Genomic DNA, 17,819 nt, shown 5'->3' with positions numbered 1-17,819 from the left:
TTATAATTACGAATTCATAATATCCTCAATCTCTTCTGCTTCAATTGGGATATTGCGCATTAAATTAAATGGTTCTCCTTTTTCTTGAATAACAACATCATCTTCTAGTCGTATTCCGAAACCTTCATCAGGGATATAAATACCAGGCTCAACTGTAAATACTTGATTAGCTTGCATTGGTTCCCATAAAATTCCATAGTCATGTGTGTCTAGGCCAATATGGTGTGAGGTGCCATGCATAAAGTATTTTTTATAGGCTGGCCAGTCTGGATTTTCATTTTGCACATCTGCTTTATCGAGAAGCCCAAGTCCAAGAAGCTCGCTTGTCATTAATTTACCAACTTCTATATGATATTCTTTCCAAAGTGTACCAGGAACCAACAACTTTGTTGCATCGTTTTTAACTCTATTTACAGCATTGTAAACCTCTTTTTGTCGCTGCGTAAATTTTCCGCTTACTGGAATAGTACGTGACATATCGCTACTGTAATTAGCATATTCAGCCCCAACATCCATTAAAATTAAATCGCCTGCTTTACATTGTTGATTGTTTTCTATATAATGTAATACGTTGGCATTATTACCACTTGCAATAATTGGAGTGTAAGCAAATCCCTTAGAGCGGTTTCTTAAAAACTCATGCATGTATTCTGCTTCAATTTCATGCTCCCAAACATCAGGCTTTACAAAGCCTAACACTCGCTTAAATCCTTTTTCTGTTATAGTACAAGCTTGTTGCATAATGTCTAACTCTATGGCGTCTTTTACAGAGCGAAGACGTTGTAATATAGGATTACTTTTAGCCCAATTATGTGCAGGAAATTTTGCCTTTGTTGCTTTTATAAAACGGTCCTCTCTTGTTTCGGTCTCAACAGATTGACGGTAATGTTCATTGGTGTTAAAGTATATAGTTTCTGCTTGTGTCATTAATTCAAAAAACACTTTGTCAAACTCTTGTAGCCAATACACAGTTTTTATACCTGTAGTTTCAAGGGCACGCTCTTTAGTCAATTTTTCACCTTCCCAAACAGCAATGTGCTCGTTAGTTTCCTTTAAGAAGAGTACTTCTCTATTTTTTTCTTCTACAGCATCTGGAAATAATAATAGAATACTCTCCTCTTGATCTACACCACTTAAATAAAATAAGTCCCTAGATTGTTGAAACGGCATAGTACTATCGGCTCCAATAGTATATATATCATTGCTGTTAAAAACGGCAAGACTTTTAGGCTTTAGTTGTGCCATAAAGTTTTTTCTGTTTTTTATAAAGAGGTTTCTGTCTATTGGGTGGTATTTCATATCTGTGTTCCGCCTAAGCGGCATAGCTTTTTTGTTCCAAGTATAGGAAGCGATGTTAATAAATCGATTTTCATCAAAAATACAAGAAATTCAATGAGTTTAAAAAGAATAGACTTGTTAAACTTGTTTCAAAAATTTTGCTTTTGAGACCTGTTTGTGTACTTTCAACATCCTATTTAAAACCACCAAAAAATTATGAGACTCACAGTATTATTATTCTCCTTACTTTTTTCAACATTAACTTTTGCACAACAACCAGCAACATCTGCGGCCAAAGTAGAGCAAGCATTGCAACAAAAGGATGCGCTTTTAAAGAACTCTATTGTTAAAAACCTTCCTTTTAAAAATATAGGTCCCTCAATCATGAGTGGGCGTGTAACAGCGATTGCTGTAAACCCCAAAAACCCAATTGAATTCTACGTTGGTTATGCTAGTGGAGGTGTTTGGCACACCAAAAATAATGGAACAACCTTCGAGCCTATTTTAGATACCAGCCCAACTCAAAATGTAGGAAGCTTAGCTGTAGATTGGAACACAAGAAGCATTTGGGTGGGTACTGGAGAGGTGAATGCATCTCGCTCAAGTTATGCTGGTATTGGTTTATTGCAATCAAACGATAATGGAAAAACATGGAACTCTATGGGGCTTATTGATAGCCATCATATAAGTAGTATACTAATAAACCCCGACGATTCTAATGAAATTGTAGTAAGTGCTGTTGGACATTTATATTCTACTAATACGGATAGAGGAATTTATAAATCTACAGATGGTGGTAAAACTTGGAAAAAGACCCTTTTTGTAAACAATCAGTCAGGTATAATTGAAATGGTACATGACCCATCAAATTTTAATCTTATGTATGCTTCTTCTTGGGATAAGGACAGAAAAGCCTGGAACTTTAAAGGGGATGGTCCTGGGAGTGGTATTTATAAAAGTATAGACGCAGGTAGTACTTGGACAAAAGTATCTACTCCAAATAGTGATTTCCCTACTGGTGAAGGAACAGGTAGAATAGGACTAGCTATTTATGATGAAAATACAGTATACGCCATTCATGATAACCAAAACAGAAGAAAGGCAAGCAATTCTCAAAGTACTAATGAATCATTAATTAAAGATGACTTTAAAACAATTTCATCACAAGATTTTTTAAATCTTGAAAACAAAAAGCTAAAAACTTTTTTACGAACTAATGGTTTTCAAGAAAAATATACCGCAGAGAGTGTGAAAAATATGGTTCGTGGAGGATCAGTAAAACCTATAGATTTAGCAAAATATCTTGAAGATGCTAATTCAATGCTGTTTGACACGCCTGTTATTGGAGCTGAGGTTTATAAAAGTACCGATGGCGGAAAAACATGGAAGAAAACACATGATAACTACTTAGATGGAATTTATTTTAGCTACGGGTATTACTTCGGAAAAATTCATGTAGACCCTAATAACAAAGATGGAATCTATATTTATGGAGTCCCAATTTTAAAGTCTAAAGACGGAGGAAAAACATTTATTTCTATTTCGGCGTCTAATGTACATGCAGATCACCATGCGTTATGGGTTAACCCAGATAAACCAGGACATTTAATAGATGGTAACGATGGTGGAATTAATATCTCCTACGATGACGGTGAAAACTGGATTAAAAACAATCAACCTTCCGTGGGGCAATTTTATGCCATTAATGTAGATAACGAAAAACCATACAATGTCTATGGAGGATTGCAGGATAATGGTGTATGGAAAGGACCTCATACATATTCTCCAAATATAGGTTGGCACCAAAGTGGCCAATACCCATACAAATCTATTATGGGGGGTGATGGAATGCAGATAGAGATAGATAACCGAAATAGTAATATTGTATATACTGGATTTCAGTTTGGAAACTACTTTAGATTAGATTTAGAGAATAATGGTCAGAAATACATTCAGCCAAAACATGAATTAGGTGAAAGTCCGTATCGATTTAATTGGCAAACACCAATTTTATTAAGTGCCCACAACCAAGATATATTGTATTTAGGGGGGAATAAACTTATGCGAAGCATGAATCAAGGCAACGATTGGGAGGCTATATCTGGAGATTTAACCAATGGTGGAAAGCCAGGTAATGTTGCTTATGGGACACTATCAAGTATTTCAGAGTCACCATTTCAATTCGGACTTATTTATGTTGGGAGTGATGATGGGTTAGTACATGTTACCAAAAATGGAGGCGGTAGTTGGACAAAAGTTTCAACTTCTTTTCCAAAGGATTTATGGGTAAGTAGAGTAGTTGCTTCAAGCCACAAAAAAGAAAGAGTGTATGTTGCTTTAAACGGGTATCGCTGGGATGACTTTACCTCTTATATTTATGTTTCTGAAAATTATGGAGCTACATGGAAATCTATTGCGAGTAATATGCCAGCATCTCCAGTAAATGTAGTTAAGGAAGATCCAGAAAATGAGAATATTTTATATGCAGGTACAGATAATGGGCTGTATGTTTCATTCAATAGAGGGGATAGCTGGGAACTTTTTGGGAGCGACTTACCTAATGTTGCCATGCATGATTTAGTAATTCAGAAAAGAGATAAAGACTTAGTGGTAGGAACACATGGTCGTTCTATTTATGTAGCAGATATTACTTTACTTCAGCAACTTTCAACTGTAAACATGAACCAAGTTTTAGTAGCTGAAACTTCTCCAGTTCGAACTTCAAGAAGATGGGGAAGTACTGGTTTTAATCAATTTGGAGATTATTTTGAGCCAAATAAAGATATTCAACTTTATGTGCCTAATAGTGATAAAGCTAAAATTTCAATAACTACTAAAGACGGAACTGTATTAAAAGAATGGACTGAAACTACTGATAAAGGTATTAACATTGTTAAGTATAACTTATCTATTTCAGAAAAAGGGAGAAAGGCATTAGGGAAGAAAGATGTTTCAGTTAGTAAGGCAGATAACGGAACATATTATTTGCCTAAGGGAATGTATAAAATTCTCGTTTCTCAGGGAGGTATGATGGCTGAAACTATGTTAGAGATTAAATAGCATTTATAATAATTCTAAATACGGCTTAAAAGGAATACGATTGTTTGGCAATCACCCTTTTGAGCCGTATTTTTGTATATCAAAATTTTAGCTAAAACACGACCATAATGGGATTAATAAATTCTTCAATTGCTAGAAAAGTGGCTATGGCACTTTCTGGTTTGTTTCTGGTTTTCTTCCTAGGACAACATTTTGTTATAAACTTTACCTCGGTAATTGCACCGGACACTTTTAACTCTTGGTCCCACTTTATGGGTACAAATGGCCTTGTACAAGGACTATTGCAGCCTATTCTAATTTTTGGAGTAGTATTTCATTTTGTTATGGGATTTATTTTAGAAATTAAAAATAGAAATGCACGTGTTGTTAAATATGCGAAGTATGCAGGAAGCACTAATTCGAGTTGGGCTTCAAGAAATATGATTATTTCAGGGCTAGTAATCCTTGCTTTTTTAGGATTGCATTTTTATGATTTTTGGATTCCTGAAATGATTCACAAATACATTGAGTCTCATCCTGAAGATGCTACAAGATATTATGCAGAGACAGTTCATAAGTTTGAAAGCCCAGTTAGAGTGGGATTATATGTGCTGTCCTTTGTTTTACTTATGTTTCACTTATGGCATGGGTTTTCTTCAGCTTTTCAGAGTGTAGGGTTTAATAATAAGTACTCAAAAGCTTTACAAGGTTTTACTAAGTTTTATGCAATTGTAATTCCGCTAGGATTTATTTTTATTGCTCTATATCATCATTTTAATCAAATACCCCACTAAAATATAAGCTATGTCAATATTAGATTCTAAAATACCAGAAGGACCCTTAGCAGATAAGTGGACGAACCATAAAAACACAATTAACCTTGTAAACCCTGCAAACAAACGAAACATAGATGTTATCGTTGTTGGTACTGGGCTTGCAGGTGGAAGTGCTGCTGCTACCTTAGCAGAACTAGGATACAATGTAAAAACATTTTGTTACCAAGATTCTCCAAGACGTGCGCATTCTATTGCTGCACAAGGTGGAATTAATGCTGCGAAGAACTATCAAGGAGATGGAGATAGTAATTACCGTCTTTTTTATGATACCGTAAAAGGAGGAGACTATCGTTCTAGAGAAGCAAACGTGTATCGCTTGGCAGAAGTTTCAGCAAACATTATTGACCAATGTGTAGCACAAGGAGTTCCTTTTGCAAGAGAATATGGAGGGTTGCTAGATAACCGTTCTTTTGGTGGTGTGTTGGTATCTAGAACTTTTTACGCAAAAGGACAAACAGGACAGCAACTTTTGTTAGGAGCTTATTCTGCAATGAATAGGCAGATTAACAGAGGAAAAATAAAAGCATACAACCGTCATGAGATGCTAGATGTAGTTAAAATTGATGGTAAGGCGAGAGGAATTATTGCTCGTGATCTTGTTACAGGAGAATTAGAAAGACATTCGGCTCACGCTGTAGTACTTGCTTCTGGAGGATACGGAAACGTATTTTTCTTATCAACCAATGCCATGGGAAGTAATGTGACAGCTTCTTGGAGAGCCCATAGAAGAGGAGCTTTCTTTGCAAACCCTTGTTATACACAAATTCACCCAACCTGTATTCCAGTTTCTGGAGATCATCAATCTAAATTAACCTTGATGTCAGAATCACTTAGAAACGATGGACGTATTTGGGTACCAAAGAAAAAAGAAGACGCTGAAGCCATAAGAGCTGGAAAATTGAGGCCAACTGAATTAAAAGAAGAAGACAGAGATTACTATTTAGAACGTCGTTACCCAGCCTTCGGAAACTTAGTGCCACGTGATGTAGCTTCTAGAGCTGCAAAAGAACGTTGCGATGCTGGCTTTGGAGTAAATAAGACAGGAGAAGCGGTTTATTTAGATTTTGCAAGTGCAATACAACGTTACGGAAAAGAGCAAGCTAAAATTAATAAGATAGAAAATCCTTCAGAAGAAAAAATATATGAGCTTGGGGCTAAAGTAGTAGAGAATAAATATGGAAACCTTTTCCAAATGTATGAGAAGATTGTTGATGAAAACCCATACAAAACACCTATGATGATTTACCCTGCAGTACATTATACAATGGGAGGTCTATGGGTAGATTATAATTTACAAACTACTGTAGAAGGGTTATATGCAACTGGAGAATGTAACTTTAGTGATCATGGAGCAAACAGATTAGGAGCTTCTGCATTAATGCAAGGACTAGCAGATGGATATTTTGTGTTGCCTTACACTATTGGAGATTATTTGTCTAACGACATTAGAACAGGCACAATATCAACAGATACTCCAGAGTTTGCTGCAGCTGAACAAGAAGTGCAAGACCGCATTACAAAATTAATGAGTGGAAAAGGAAAGCACTCTGTTGATTATTACCACAAAAAACTAGGTAAGATTATGTGGAATAAGTGCGGAATGTCAAGAAATGCACAAGGGCTTAGTGAAGCAATCGAAGAAATTTCTGCCTTACGAAAAGATTTCTGGGAGAATGTAAAGGTGCCAGGAACGGCAGATACACTAAACCAAGAACTTGAAAAAGCAGGCCGCGTTGCAGATTTCTTAGAACTAGGAGAATTATTTGCAAAGGATGCGTTAGATAGAAACGAATCTTGCGGAGGTCATTTTAGAGAAGAAAGTGTTGAACAGAGTGGAGAGCAAAAAGGAGAAGCGCTTCGTGATGATGAAAATTATAAATATGTAGCTGCATGGGAATATAAGGGAGAACCTAAGGATGCCGAACTGCATAAAGAAGAATTAGTATTTGAGAATATAGAATTAAAAACACGTTCCTATAAATAAAGACTTATGAAATTAACTTTAAAAATTTGGAGACAAGCAAATGCAGCTGCTAAAGGAAGTATGCAAACTTATCCTATTAATGGGATTGAAGGTGATATGTCTTTTTTAGAAATGCTGGACGTGCTTAATGAAGAATTAATTAACAAAGGAGAAGAGCCTGTTGTGTTTGACCATGATTGTAGAGAAGGGATTTGTGGAAGCTGTTCCTTACAAATTAATGGGGAGCCACATGGTCCAGATAGAGGTGTAACTACCTGTCAATTACATATGCGTAAGTTTAAAGATGGGGATACTATTGTAATAGAACCATTTAGAGCAAAAGCATTTCCGGTAGTAAAAGATTTAATGATAGATAGGAGTGCTTTTGATAGAATACAACATGCAGGAGGTTATATTTCAGTAAATACATCTGGTAATACTATAGATGCAAATGCAATTCCTGTTGAAAAAGAAGATGCAGACGATTCTTTTTATGCGGCAACTTGTATTGGTTGTGGAGCATGTGTAGCCGCTTGTAAAAATGCGAGTGCTATGTTATTTACTTCGGCAAAAGTTTCTCAATATGCCTTATTGCCACAAGGACAAGTCGAGGCTACTACACGTGTAATGAATATGGTTGCACAAATGGATAAAGAAGGGTTTGGAAACTGTACTAACACAGGAGCATGTGAAGTAGAATGTCCTAAAGGAATTTCTTTAGAAAATATAGCAAGAATGAATAGAGAATACCTTTCTGCTAGTTTAAAAGGATAAATAATTCAAATATTTATATTTAACAAAGCCAAGTAAGTAACATTACTTGGCTTTTTATTTTCTAAGTATTTTTTCCATTTTACGGCCTCTTGCTAGCTCATCAATTAGTTTTTCCATACGCCTACATTGCTTATACACTTCAAATTCATCTTCTATTTCTTCAATTCGATACCCACAAACAACTCCTTTAATTAAATGTGCGTTTGGATGTATTTTAGCTTTATTAAAAAATGTTCCAAAACTTGCTTTTTCATCAATAAGTGTTTGTAAAGCATTTTCATCAAAACCAGTAAACCATTTAATCACCTGGTTAAGTTCTTCTTTTGTTCTACCATTTTTTTCCAATCTGTTGAGATAAAGCGGATAAATGGTTCCAAATATCATATTGGAAACTTTTTCATTTTTTTCGGGTGTTACTTTCATCTTTATTTAATTTTATTGCGTGGGCAGTACCGTCTATTAGTAAGATAACTATTAACATTGCAATTGTTGTTATACTTATGACGCCGCGCCGACGGATTTATCCGTCAGGACAATTTACGATTAATTGGGGAGATTCAAATTTAACCGGAAACGAGACATAAAATATATGCATTGTTGTACACAGTATTTATTTCATCTTTTTATATAAGCACTAACTATTCCGTTTATGTATTTACTTTCTATTTATGATTTGTCCCAATTCCAGATAGCACAAGCCATAGTAAATATAAAACTAACTTACTCAAAAGTTTTCTTCTCAAATGTTTCTTTTACGATGTAATGGAACGCTCTTTTTTGCTTGGATGTAGCGTTGGCGTAAAAGTGTGTGGAATGGCAAGTTGTGCACTAAACTTTAATGTTTTCTAAAACTTTTTTTCTTTTTATAATTCCGTCCATACCACAATAAAACTCCGGTTACTGGCAAACTTGCAGTTAGCAAGCTAACCAAAAACGCAATAGTTTTTCCCGCAATTCCGCCAATTGCTCCAATGTGTATGTCGTAATTCATTCGCTGAATTTTGTCCGCTACTTTTGCATTTTCGTATTTTCCGTAAATGCTTGGTGTTTCAATTTCCTCCAATGTGTTTTGGTCAAAAAATCTAAAGTCGGAATCATAATAAATTCCTTTGCTGTTTGAAACTTCTACGTAAATACTTTCATCTGGTGTTTTAGGATAGTGCAGTTCAAAACTTTCAGCATCTGGATTTTCTTTAGACAATTTTTCAATTAAATAATCCATAGGAATTTTAGTATCACTTTCTCCAGATTCACTTTTATTTTCAGGAATTATAAAAGTAGCCACTTTTTCGCCACCTGTTGATTTATAAACCACATACTTCAACCAATTGTAAGACATCATTGAACCTGTAAAAGCTAAGATTAATGCGAGTGAACACAAATAAAAACCAACAACAGTATGCAAATCAAAGTTTTTACGTTTCCATCGTGTGGTTTTTTTCCAATCGAATTTTAGACGTTGTTTTAGGTTTTTACGCTTTTTAGGCAACCATAAAATAAATCCTGAAATAATAATAATTATGAAAATTAAAATGGAAGCTCCAACAACTTGTTCGCCAATAGCTTTGGGCAACCATAGTCGCATATGTCCTTTTAGAATAAATGCAAAAAATCCTGACAAGTGATCATCTACTTGAATCACTTCACCTGAATACGGATTTAAGAACACACTTTGGTAAAATTCTGGTTCGGCATCATAGAATATGACTTCAATAGCATCATCTTGTTTTTTAAATAGTGTTCCGTGAACGGTGTTGTTAGGAAAAACCTCTTTCGCTAATTCCTTCGCTTTTGATGGTGTTAAAATAGATTGGTCTTGTGGCGTGACTTTCTTATAGTCATCATACAGACTTTCAATCTCGTCTCTAAACGCCCAACAACAACCGGTTATAGACACTATAAACACAACCAAACCTGTTGTTAAACCTAAGTATTTGTGTAACTGAAATATGAATCTTTTAAAGCTCATCTATAAAAATTTAAAAAGAGCAAGTCCTATTTTAAGACTCGCTCTTTCTCACTTGACTAATTAAAATTGATATGAAATATTTGCCAATAATGCTCTTGGCGTTTGCGGATTTATGGTAGTCCAACCTTTGTAATATTCTTTGTTAAATGCGTTGTTCAGCTTTAAACCAATTCTGTATTTATCTGCTTGGTAAAAAACGGAAGCGTTTGCAATCGTATAGCTTGGTAAAATGAATTCGCCAGTAGATTCGTAGTTTATCGCAAAACGTTCACTTGCTCCGTTAAACCCTAATCCAATTCCAAAACCGTCTAAAGTTCCATCTTGAAATTCATAATTTGCCCAAAAATTGTAAAGTGTTTCTGGTCCAGCTTCAAGTGGTCTTCTGTTTAAAATTTCAGTATTATCAGATTCCGTAGTTTCGCTATCGTTATTGCTATAACCAGCTCTAATATTTAATCCTTTTACTGGATTGGCATTAATTTCAATTTCAAAACCTTTGCTTACAACTTCGCCACCTTGTATTTTGTTGAAAGGTGATGATGGGTCAGTAATTACACGATCTTTCACTTTAATATCATAGTAACTAATCGTTGCATTTAAGCGGTTATTGAAAAGATTTGTCTTGATTCCAAATTCTAATTGGTTTGCCTGTTCAGGATCAAAAGTCTGTAATGTTTGTGGTCCATCTTCAGGATTTCCTACCAATTGCGGTGCTACATTGGTAAATCCATTTTGGTAGTTTCCAAATACGGAAAGCTTGTCTTTTATGGGTTGATAAACAATTCCGAATTTTGGTGATAAGGTAGTTTGGTCATAATCGTCGTCAAGATTTGCTAAATCGCCTTCGTTATCAAAGTGGTCTAATCGTACACCTATCATAGCAGAAAAATTATCGGTAAAATTGATAACATCAGAGGCATACAAGCTATAAATGTGATATTTCGACTTTACATTGCTAACGCCTTGTGATGCCAAAGCAGCATCAACTCCTGAAGTTGAAAGCGGATATGAATCTTCTTCCACTTCAGGTGTAAATGGATCATCACCATTTGAGCCACCATCTGGTATCACATTTCCGTAGAAGGCATATCCTGTACTGTTATTAGTTTGTGTTTCGTTAAAATAGTCGATACCGACAACCATTCTGTTTCGTAATGAAGCAATTTTGAAATCTCCAATAAAGTTTTGCTGTATATCGGTTGTTTGTGTGTTTGCATTCTGTTTGTTGATAAAACGAGTGTACGTATTACCTTCTAAAATGCCATAATCGAATAAATACGAATAATAGCCTTTTGTTGATGTAGAACTTTTGGAAAGTAAGGTTTGTGATTGCCAGGTGTCTGACAATTTGTAATCCATCTCTATTCTGTAATTCTGTGTTGGATTTTCTAAAGTTAAATCGTTGCTCGTAAACGATAGTTTGTTGTTATAGTTTAACTCATTAAGATTTGAAGCAGCTGTAGGTGCGCTTCTATTTAGAAATAAGAAGGTTGGATTGGTTTGTTCCGCTTGGGTGATTTCTCCATAAAAAGAGAATGAAAGTCTGTTGTTAACTTTGTAAGATAACGATGGTGCTACAAAAAATGACTTTCTAAAACCAGCATCTTGAAAACTTTGCTCTGTAGTGTAAGCTGTATTTAATCTGAAATATAAATTATCGTCTTTACTCAAAGCAGTATTGAAATCTCCAACGATTTGGTTGAGACCATAAGTTCCCGAAGTGAAAGACAATTCGCCACCAGTTCCCGCATAAGGTTTTTTGGTCACCACATTAATAAGTCCGCCATAAGAACTTACCGCATTACCGAATAAAGTTGCAGAAGGACCTTTTAGTACTTCAATACGTTCAATATTAGCAGGATTTATGGTTCCATTAGTTAATCCTGGTAATCCATTTACTAATTGTGGTTGTAAAGAAAAGCCACGAAGCGAAAAATAACCAGCACCATCGCCGCCTCGACCAGTAGATGTCCAAAGTTGCTCGATACCTGTTGCATTTTTTAAAGCATCATCAAAATTTGTAACCACTTGAGATTTTAATAGCTCATTGGTAACTGTACTATAAACTTGAGTATTTTCAATGTCTTTTAAAGGAAGTTTAGAAACATACGCAGTTTTCTTTCTTGAAAATTTATTGCGACGTTCTCCATTAATTACAACTTCGCTTAAAATTTCGTTTCCTTCGTAAAGTGTAATTGTTTCTAATGTGGTGTTTTGATTATTTGATACTGAAAAAAGAATTTCTCTGGTTTTAAAACCTAAGTAAGAAATTGAAAGCGTGTAATCGCCATCGTCTAAATTTGAGATTTCAAAGTTTCCATTTTCATCAGTTTGTGTGCCTTTAATTGTGTTTTTTATAGAGACATTAACTCCCAAAAGCGGTGCTTGATTGTTGTCTTTTACAGTTCCGGTAACACTTCCACTCTGCGCTAAAGCTAGATTTGTTAGTAAAAATAAGGTTATGATTGGTATTAGGTTTTTCATTTGTTTTTATTTAGACTTAATATAAATAGTAAATTTTTGACAAAAATATATGTGTCTTTTGATTTAAACAAATTATTTATAATAAATCTAAATAAGGATTTTTAAGCGCCTGATTTCCTGATGCTAGTAATGTGTATTTTTTTAAAAAGGAAGGGTGTTAGGTACAAATTATCTCTTAGAAAGGTTTTAGCCGTTATGAGAATTTAGCATTAATCTTTCTTTTGAAACAGTTACTCGAGTTATATATTACGCAGTTTAATGTAAGCAGGAGAGAACTAGTAATTATTTATAGCTATTATTAGCTTTAGTTATTTGCTCGAATATAATACTGTTTCCAAAAGCTAGGGTTATGAAATCGGTTTCCTTAAAATGCTTTTTCAATTCCTTTTTCCTTTTCCTGAATTTCTTATTTATTTGTCGAATTTTATATTTTGATATGAATTCTTCATCATACTTCCCATTTGGTTTTTCTAGGCCAATTGTAAATTCACTAAGCATTTTACTAAAATCTTGATCAGCAATGTTAATTAATAAATTAGTCTTATTCTTTTTATGGTAATTAAAATCAAAACTTTCTTCACTTTTACCATTATGTCCAACGGTCAGGCTCAAAGATTTATATTCAGAATTCTCTTTTTTGAAAGTCCAAAATTGTCTTTTGTCTAATTTAAAATTTAGAGTGTCGTTTTCTGAAATAAATAGCAAAGAAACAATATCATTATTTTCTAGTATGAGATTATCATAAAGTAATTTATTAGAATCATTAAATTTTAGAAAATCATCTTTAGTTTTTATCCAAAAATCAAAATCAGAACTTTTTAAAGTATCATTCTCACTCAATACGATTAGTTCTGAATTTTGAGAAACCCCAAGAATAGAATATAGAAGTATGATTAAAGTGAAAATGCTCTTCATGATTAAAGCTAACAGTTTTATGTATGCTTTGTTGCAAAATTAATGTATTAAAGGTAGCAAATTGCCATGAATCTTGATTTTGAGTTTTAACTGCTATTAGTTACTGGTTTTTAATTAAATATTATAAAATATTGATTGTTAAAATTATAAAAGTTTGTTGTCGTTTGTAAACGATAGTAAGTAAGTGTTATAGTTTTACTTTTTCAAATGCGTTTTATGTTTGCATTGTTGAATCGAAATAAAAATATAGAATCGGTTCAGTTCGCTAAAAAAATACAGGAACGTCCTGTATATATCTTAACTGTTTAAAATTTAAAATTATGAACGCACTTAGAAACAAAGTACAGTTGATTGGAAGATTAGGGCAAGACCCAGAAGTAATTACTTTTGCCGATGGAAACAAAATGGCAAAATTCTCTATGGCTACAGATGATAGTTACAAAGACAAGTCTGGTAACAAAGTAGAACGTGCATACTGGCATAATGTAGTAGTACGTGGCGGTCTTGTTAATGTGGTAGAAAACTACATTACAAAAGGACAAGAAATAGCTGTAGAGGGAAAACTTACTAATAGAAGTTACGAAGACAAAGAAGGTAATAAGCGCTACACTACAGAGATTGTATGTAACGAACTCTTAATGCTTAGTAAGTAAAAACCCTAAAGCATCACACCTATAAAAAAGGCTCCTTATTTGGAGCCTTTTTTTGTAACTATAAGTTTTGGTATTACTATTCTACTGTTAATGTATATTGAGGTGTAGGGTTTAATGGGCAAAAGTACACGTATTCTCCTTTGTCTAGGGTTGTTGCTTGTGAACTTTCTGTCTTTCCTTTTTCTACAGCCTTAGTTACATAGGCAGTTTTTATATGGTTGTCTGGATTAGAAGTGTCTTTACCTTTTGGCACCAATACCAAACCTACTTTAGGAGCTGCATTATTGTTAGATACTTCAAAAACATAGGTTCCTGCTTTGAGTGTCATTTTTTTCTGGGTAAACTCACCTTTAGTTTGTTCAAACGAAATTACCTTAGGTGCTTTGTCCATTCTATCTTTCGTCATTTTATCCTGTGCTTTTGTTGCAAACGAAAATGATACTAAGGCTACAATAATTGTGATTACTTTTTTCATGATTTTTAGTGTTTAATTTTATTTAATCTTGTTTTCATTGTGTAGATTTTTACACGTAAGTTCGAGTGATTTTGAGAAACGAAAAATTTTATCAAAATGCACAGCGACTTATTTTTTAAACTTCTTCAGTTTCTAGTGCCTTGGCTTTTGGAAAATCTACAGGAATTTGTGTGGTATTATTTATATAGTTAGAGATTGTTTTGTCACCAACTAGAACAATAGCATCTATTAAATTCCCTTTTGTGTATCCTGCATTAAAAAAGTTTTCTAGAACCTCTTGTGATGCACGACCTCGATTTTCGGTAACATTTTTAGCAAGCTTAGCCAATGCATCTAATTTTTTATCAAATGTGGCCTCTCCACTACGTAATTGTAAAGTTTGTTCTTCTGTAAAACCATTCATTTTACCAATTGCGGTATGGGCGGCAAGGCAATATTCACAATTGTTTACTTGGCTCACGGCAAGGTTTACTACTTCTTTCTCTTTTGCTGAAAGCGATGTCTTTGCATTAGAAAAATTTAAGTAATTTTCTAATGCGGTGTCACTATATGCATAGGCTGCAAATAAATTAGGAACAAAGTCTAATTTACTTTTAAGCGAATCGAAAATTGCTTGATTTGTTTCGTTTACTTCTTCTCTTGTAGGTACATTAAATGTCTTCATGATTGTAATTTTTTTATTCTGAAATTTTCAGAGATTATTATTTGTTTTATTTTATCGATACAAAGTTCTTGTATCTTATAGGGTAATAGAATAGTGGTTTTTCCCTTCTTGTTGTCAATTTTTCCTTTTACTGAAATTTAGTAATATGCGGCTTTTCGGCATCACAGTAATAGTCATGTAAACTTCTACTTTCGCAATGCGATGCTAGATTTATTGTTTTAATAACTCTTGTTTTTCCTTTTCTAAAGATTTCAATAAGGTTGAAAATTGATTTGTGTGTATGCTTCATGATAGTATTTTCTTTATAAGTACAACACAAAGGTGCGTAGATATAAAAGGAACTACCATAGGGATATTTCCCAAATGCATGTCAATTTTTCTTAGGGAGTGGCGAGTAGTTGTTTTTTAAAAGTAGTAGGAGAAACGCCAGTAACTTTTTTAAACATTCGGCTTAGGTGTGAAGCATCTTCAAAACCTACATCAAAGGCTATTTCTTTTGTAGTTTTATTAGTGTAGGAGAGTTGCCTTTTTGCTTCTAATACAATTCTATCATGTATAATTTGAATGGGGCTTTTTTCAAATTTTGAAAAATTATTTGATAAGGTTTTTGGGGACTTAAATAGCTTTTCGGCATAAAACGAAACGCTGTGGCTTTCTTTAAAGTGAGTTTCTACTAATAAATTAAACTGCCTTAATAAATCTACTTTACTTTCGTAAACAGTTGTTAGGTTTTCTTCAGCCTTTAAGAGTCTAGTTGTTTTTATAATAAAACGAGCCGTTAGCATTCTAAGCATTTCTGCCTGTATAGTATCTTTGGTCTCAATCTCGTCAATAAATACATCATGGAGTATATTGTATTTTTCAATCTCTTTATTAGATAATGAAACAATAGGAATACTATTGTTTCCAAAAAATAGTAATCCAGCACAACTTACCTCTTTATCATGGTCTTTTATACAGTAAAACTCTCTGTTAAATTGATATACAATAACAGCCTCTGCTTCCAAAACTTGAATATGTTGTATAGGAGTTAAGGCAATTATTTGATTAGGCTCTATAGTTACAGGAATTGTATCAACCAATAATTGCACTTGATTATTTGTAGCTCTTATAAATGTGTACAAAGTAGCTTTCTTTGGTTTTGAGAAGGGTTTAAGGGCTTCTTCATCTCCAAGAATAAAAACAGCATTTGTTGTAAACTCTGTAAACTTTTGAATCATAAGAGGGTTGTCGATTATTCCTATAAGAGCTTACATAAAAAACCCATAAAGTTTCTTTAAGTAGAGAAACCTTATGGGTAATTGTATAAAATGTAGTTTTTAGCTTTTTAAAACATTTTTTTATAGTCTTTTGCTCTAATCTCTTTTCTAATATTGTCTTCAATAGAGATTACTTCGCTTTTCATACTTCCATCTTTAGAAGTAATAGTATACTCCATGATATGTCCTTCTAGGTATGATTTATTTTGCATAAACCAGTTGGGCACATTTACGCTGGGAGCAATCCACATTTCCATATGGTCTGTTCCATCTGTATAGGTATATTCATAACACGTAGCTCCTAAAATAGTTTTAGTTCTTCCTGTTTTTTTAAACTTATTAGCATCGTAGTTTCCTAATTGTTCTGTAGGATTAGCTTTTTGTTTTTGTCTCGCTTTAGGAGACATTTTAAATTTCATACCTGCGGTCTCAACAAAAATATGAGCTTCATCGCCATCCATAACTATGATAGATTCTCCTTGCATTCCATTGTCATTATACTCACCCATATCTGCTTTAATGCCTACATAAGAAGTGTTTGAGTTCATTAAATAAGACATAGTATAACTTTTATTTTCTCTAAGATCGGTAACCTTATTCACACTTTTTAAAGTAAAGACATAAACTCCCGCAGAATTGTTAGAGGCATCTCCTTTTGAAACTTCTTCCCATTTTTTGTTTCGTATTTTATTATCGTCACTTGCAGTTTTTACTATATTGTATTGAGGGCTATATACTTCAATACCTCCAGAAATACTATTAGGATATTGGCTCCTAGTGTAATCTTCGGTCCCAGTTCCTGTTCTTGTAATTTTGGTAAACATAGCATCTCCAGAAAAGCTTATTTGTATTTGGTCATTATTCATCACATCTACAGTTACTTCGCCAGTAGTGATATTGTAATTTTGATACTCGTCTGTAACTGCTCTTTTAGAACCATCTTGATGCTCTTTTTCATAAGGTAATAAAGGGTCATAGGCAATTTTAAGGGTTGCTTCTTCAGGAATTTTAAAAACATGGCGTTTGTTTTTATCAAAACCTTTTTCTCCTTCTTTTAAAATGTCTTGGCTTTTTATCTTTAGTACAAATCCATCATATATATCGGCTTCATGACTCCACCAGGAGCTATAGATTTTATAGAAGTTATCTCCCTTTTCCACTTTGGTGGTTCCAACATTGTCTATTTGTACATTTCCATAGGTAGAATTGTGTTTTAAAATTGCACTTCCTTTGGTTTCAAAATTTGAGCTTGCATCTTGCGAAGAAGCTTCTTTTTCTTTTTTACTGAAAATAGTATCAATTGTTTTATCTGTTGTTTTTTCAGCTTTTCTTTCGGCTTTTCGTTCTACTGTTCTTTCAACGGCATTAGTTACTTTTTTTCCTAACTTTTTAAAAAATTGAGCCTGCATAGTTTCAGTAGTAAAACATATACATGCAATTAGTAATGTAAGTCTTACAATCGCTTTCATAATAATGTGTTTAATTGATTTCTACTACTTTATATATTTTA

15 protein-coding genes are annotated in these 17,819 nt (G+C 33.7%); 5 read left to right on the top strand and 10 right to left on the bottom strand.

What is annotated here, in order from left to right; all coding sequences use genetic code 11:
* Nucleotides 1–6 precede the first annotated feature (6 nt).
* Entirely contained in the window at nucleotides 7–1,299 is a 1,293-nt protein-coding gene (locus tag RM538_RS05285) for an aminopeptidase P family protein (RefSeq protein ID WP_311332360.1), read from the bottom strand.
* Between the two features lie 195 nt (nucleotides 1,300–1,494).
* Here RM538_RS05285 and RM538_RS05280 point away from each other — a divergent pair, with 195 nt between their 5' ends.
* From RM538_RS05280 to RM538_RS05265, 4 genes are all read left to right on the top strand, one after another.
* On the top strand, nucleotides 1,495–4,338 hold the full coding sequence (locus RM538_RS05280) for a WD40/YVTN/BNR-like repeat-containing protein (protein ID WP_311332359.1): 2,844 nt from the start codon (nucleotides 1,495–1,497) through the stop codon (nucleotides 4,336–4,338).
* A 107-nt stretch (nucleotides 4,339–4,445) separates the two neighbouring features.
* A complete protein-coding gene (locus RM538_RS05275; RefSeq protein WP_432279794.1) occupies nucleotides 4,446–5,111 on the top strand; it encodes a succinate dehydrogenase cytochrome b subunit in 666 nt (221 codons plus the stop codon).
* Nucleotides 5,112–5,121: 10 nt separating this feature from the next.
* The gene (locus RM538_RS05270) at nucleotides 5,122–7,137 is read left to right on the top strand and encodes a fumarate reductase/succinate dehydrogenase flavoprotein subunit (protein ID WP_311332358.1); all 2,016 of its coding nucleotides are present in this window, start codon (nucleotides 5,122–5,124) and stop codon (nucleotides 7,135–7,137) included.
* A gap of 6 nt (nucleotides 7,138–7,143) precedes the next feature.
* Entirely contained in the window at nucleotides 7,144–7,890 is a 747-nt protein-coding gene (locus tag RM538_RS05265; RefSeq protein WP_311332357.1) for a succinate dehydrogenase/fumarate reductase iron-sulfur subunit, read from the top strand.
* A gap of 54 nt (nucleotides 7,891–7,944) precedes the next feature.
* Here RM538_RS05265 and RM538_RS05260 read toward each other — a convergent pair whose 3' ends face one another.
* From RM538_RS05260 to RM538_RS05245, 4 genes are all read right to left on the bottom strand, one after another.
* Entirely contained in the window at nucleotides 7,945–8,313 is a 369-nt protein-coding gene (locus RM538_RS05260; RefSeq protein ID WP_311332356.1) for a DUF2200 domain-containing protein, read from the bottom strand.
* A 412-nt stretch (nucleotides 8,314–8,725) separates the two neighbouring features.
* Nucleotides 8,726–9,859, bottom strand: a complete 1,134-nt coding sequence (locus RM538_RS05255) for a PepSY-associated TM helix domain-containing protein (protein WP_311332355.1) — start codon at nucleotides 9,857–9,859, stop codon at nucleotides 8,726–8,728.
* Between the two features lie 60 nt (nucleotides 9,860–9,919).
* A complete protein-coding gene (locus RM538_RS05250) occupies nucleotides 9,920–12,343 on the bottom strand; it encodes a TonB-dependent siderophore receptor (protein WP_311332354.1) in 2,424 nt (807 codons plus the stop codon).
* 282 nt (nucleotides 12,344–12,625) lie between these two features.
* Nucleotides 12,626–13,258 carry a hypothetical protein gene (locus RM538_RS05245; RefSeq protein ID WP_311332353.1) on the bottom strand — a complete coding sequence of 211 codons (633 nt, stop codon included), beginning with the start codon at nucleotides 13,256–13,258 and terminating at the stop codon, nucleotides 12,626–12,628.
* 320 nt (nucleotides 13,259–13,578) lie between these two features.
* On the opposite strand from RM538_RS05245, the gene RM538_RS05240 reads away from it, so the two are divergent.
* Nucleotides 13,579–13,911: a single-stranded DNA-binding protein gene (locus RM538_RS05240; RefSeq protein WP_311332352.1), complete on the top strand. Its 333-nt coding sequence runs from the start codon at nucleotides 13,579–13,581 to the stop codon at nucleotides 13,909–13,911.
* A gap of 76 nt (nucleotides 13,912–13,987) precedes the next feature.
* Here RM538_RS05240 and RM538_RS05235 read toward each other — a convergent pair whose 3' ends face one another.
* The 5 genes from RM538_RS05235 to RM538_RS05215 all read right to left on the bottom strand — a co-directional run bounded on the left by RM538_RS05235 (nucleotide 13,988) and on the right by RM538_RS05215 (nucleotide 17,778).
* On the bottom strand, nucleotides 13,988–14,386 hold the full coding sequence (locus RM538_RS05235) for a cupredoxin domain-containing protein (protein ID WP_311332351.1): 399 nt from the start codon (nucleotides 14,384–14,386) through the stop codon (nucleotides 13,988–13,990).
* A 115-nt stretch (nucleotides 14,387–14,501) separates the two neighbouring features.
* The gene (locus RM538_RS05230) at nucleotides 14,502–15,050 is read right to left on the bottom strand and encodes a carboxymuconolactone decarboxylase family protein (RefSeq protein WP_311332350.1); all 549 of its coding nucleotides are present in this window, start codon (nucleotides 15,048–15,050) and stop codon (nucleotides 14,502–14,504) included.
* 127 nt (nucleotides 15,051–15,177) lie between these two features.
* On the bottom strand, nucleotides 15,178–15,339 hold the full coding sequence (locus RM538_RS05225; RefSeq protein ID WP_311332349.1) for a hypothetical protein: 162 nt from the start codon (nucleotides 15,337–15,339) through the stop codon (nucleotides 15,178–15,180).
* A gap of 91 nt (nucleotides 15,340–15,430) precedes the next feature.
* Nucleotides 15,431–16,270 carry a helix-turn-helix domain-containing protein gene (locus RM538_RS05220; protein WP_311332348.1) on the bottom strand — a complete coding sequence of 280 codons (840 nt, stop codon included), beginning with the start codon at nucleotides 16,268–16,270 and terminating at the stop codon, nucleotides 15,431–15,433.
* Nucleotides 16,271–16,377: 107 nt separating this feature from the next.
* Nucleotides 16,378–17,778 (bottom strand): DUF4412 domain-containing protein, encoded by a 1,401-nt coding sequence (locus tag RM538_RS05215; protein ID WP_311332347.1) that lies wholly within the window; start codon nucleotides 17,776–17,778, stop codon nucleotides 16,378–16,380.
* Nucleotides 17,779–17,819: the final 41 nt, after the last annotated feature.

The organism is Patiriisocius hiemis (genome assembly GCF_031846325.1).
Taxonomy (GTDB): Bacteria; Bacteroidota; Bacteroidia; order Flavobacteriales; family Flavobacteriaceae; genus Patiriisocius_A; species Patiriisocius_A hiemis.
The sequence above is the reverse complement of the archived record's forward strand: the minus strand, read 5'-3'. Positions and strand labels throughout refer to the sequence as shown.

Excerpts from the sequence above, each read along its gene's own strand:
- RM538_RS05285 (WP_311332360.1), bottom strand. The coding sequence starts at position 1,299 with ATGAAATACCACCCAATAGACAGAAACCTCTTTATAAAAAACAGAAAA.
- RM538_RS05280 (WP_311332359.1), top strand. The coding sequence starts at position 1,495 with ATGAGACTCACAGTATTATTATTCTCCTTACTTTTTTCAACATTAACT.
- RM538_RS05275 (WP_432279794.1), top strand. The coding sequence starts at position 4,446 with ATGGGATTAATAAATTCTTCAATTGCTAGAAAAGTGGCTATGGCACTT.
- RM538_RS05270 (WP_311332358.1), top strand. The coding sequence starts at position 5,122 with ATGTCAATATTAGATTCTAAAATACCAGAAGGACCCTTAGCAGATAAG.
- RM538_RS05265 (WP_311332357.1), top strand. The coding sequence starts at position 7,144 with ATGAAATTAACTTTAAAAATTTGGAGACAAGCAAATGCAGCTGCTAAA.
- RM538_RS05260 (WP_311332356.1), bottom strand. The coding sequence starts at position 8,313 with ATGAAAGTAACACCCGAAAAAAATGAAAAAGTTTCCAATATGATATTT.
- RM538_RS05255 (WP_311332355.1), bottom strand. The coding sequence starts at position 9,859 with ATGAGCTTTAAAAGATTCATATTTCAGTTACACAAATACTTAGGTTTA.
- RM538_RS05250 (WP_311332354.1), bottom strand. The coding sequence starts at position 12,343 with ATGAAAAACCTAATACCAATCATAACCTTATTTTTACTAACAAATCTA.
- RM538_RS05245 (WP_311332353.1), bottom strand. The coding sequence starts at position 13,258 with ATGAAGAGCATTTTCACTTTAATCATACTTCTATATTCTATTCTTGGG.
- RM538_RS05240 (WP_311332352.1), top strand. The coding sequence starts at position 13,579 with ATGAACGCACTTAGAAACAAAGTACAGTTGATTGGAAGATTAGGGCAA.
- RM538_RS05235 (WP_311332351.1), bottom strand. The coding sequence starts at position 14,386 with ATGAAAAAAGTAATCACAATTATTGTAGCCTTAGTATCATTTTCGTTT.
- RM538_RS05230 (WP_311332350.1), bottom strand. The coding sequence starts at position 15,050 with ATGAAGACATTTAATGTACCTACAAGAGAAGAAGTAAACGAAACAAAT.
- RM538_RS05225 (WP_311332349.1), bottom strand. The coding sequence starts at position 15,339 with ATGAAGCATACACACAAATCAATTTTCAACCTTATTGAAATCTTTAGA.
- RM538_RS05220 (WP_311332348.1), bottom strand. The coding sequence starts at position 16,270 with ATGATTCAAAAGTTTACAGAGTTTACAACAAATGCTGTTTTTATTCTT.
- RM538_RS05215 (WP_311332347.1), bottom strand. The coding sequence starts at position 17,778 with ATGAAAGCGATTGTAAGACTTACATTACTAATTGCATGTATATGTTTT.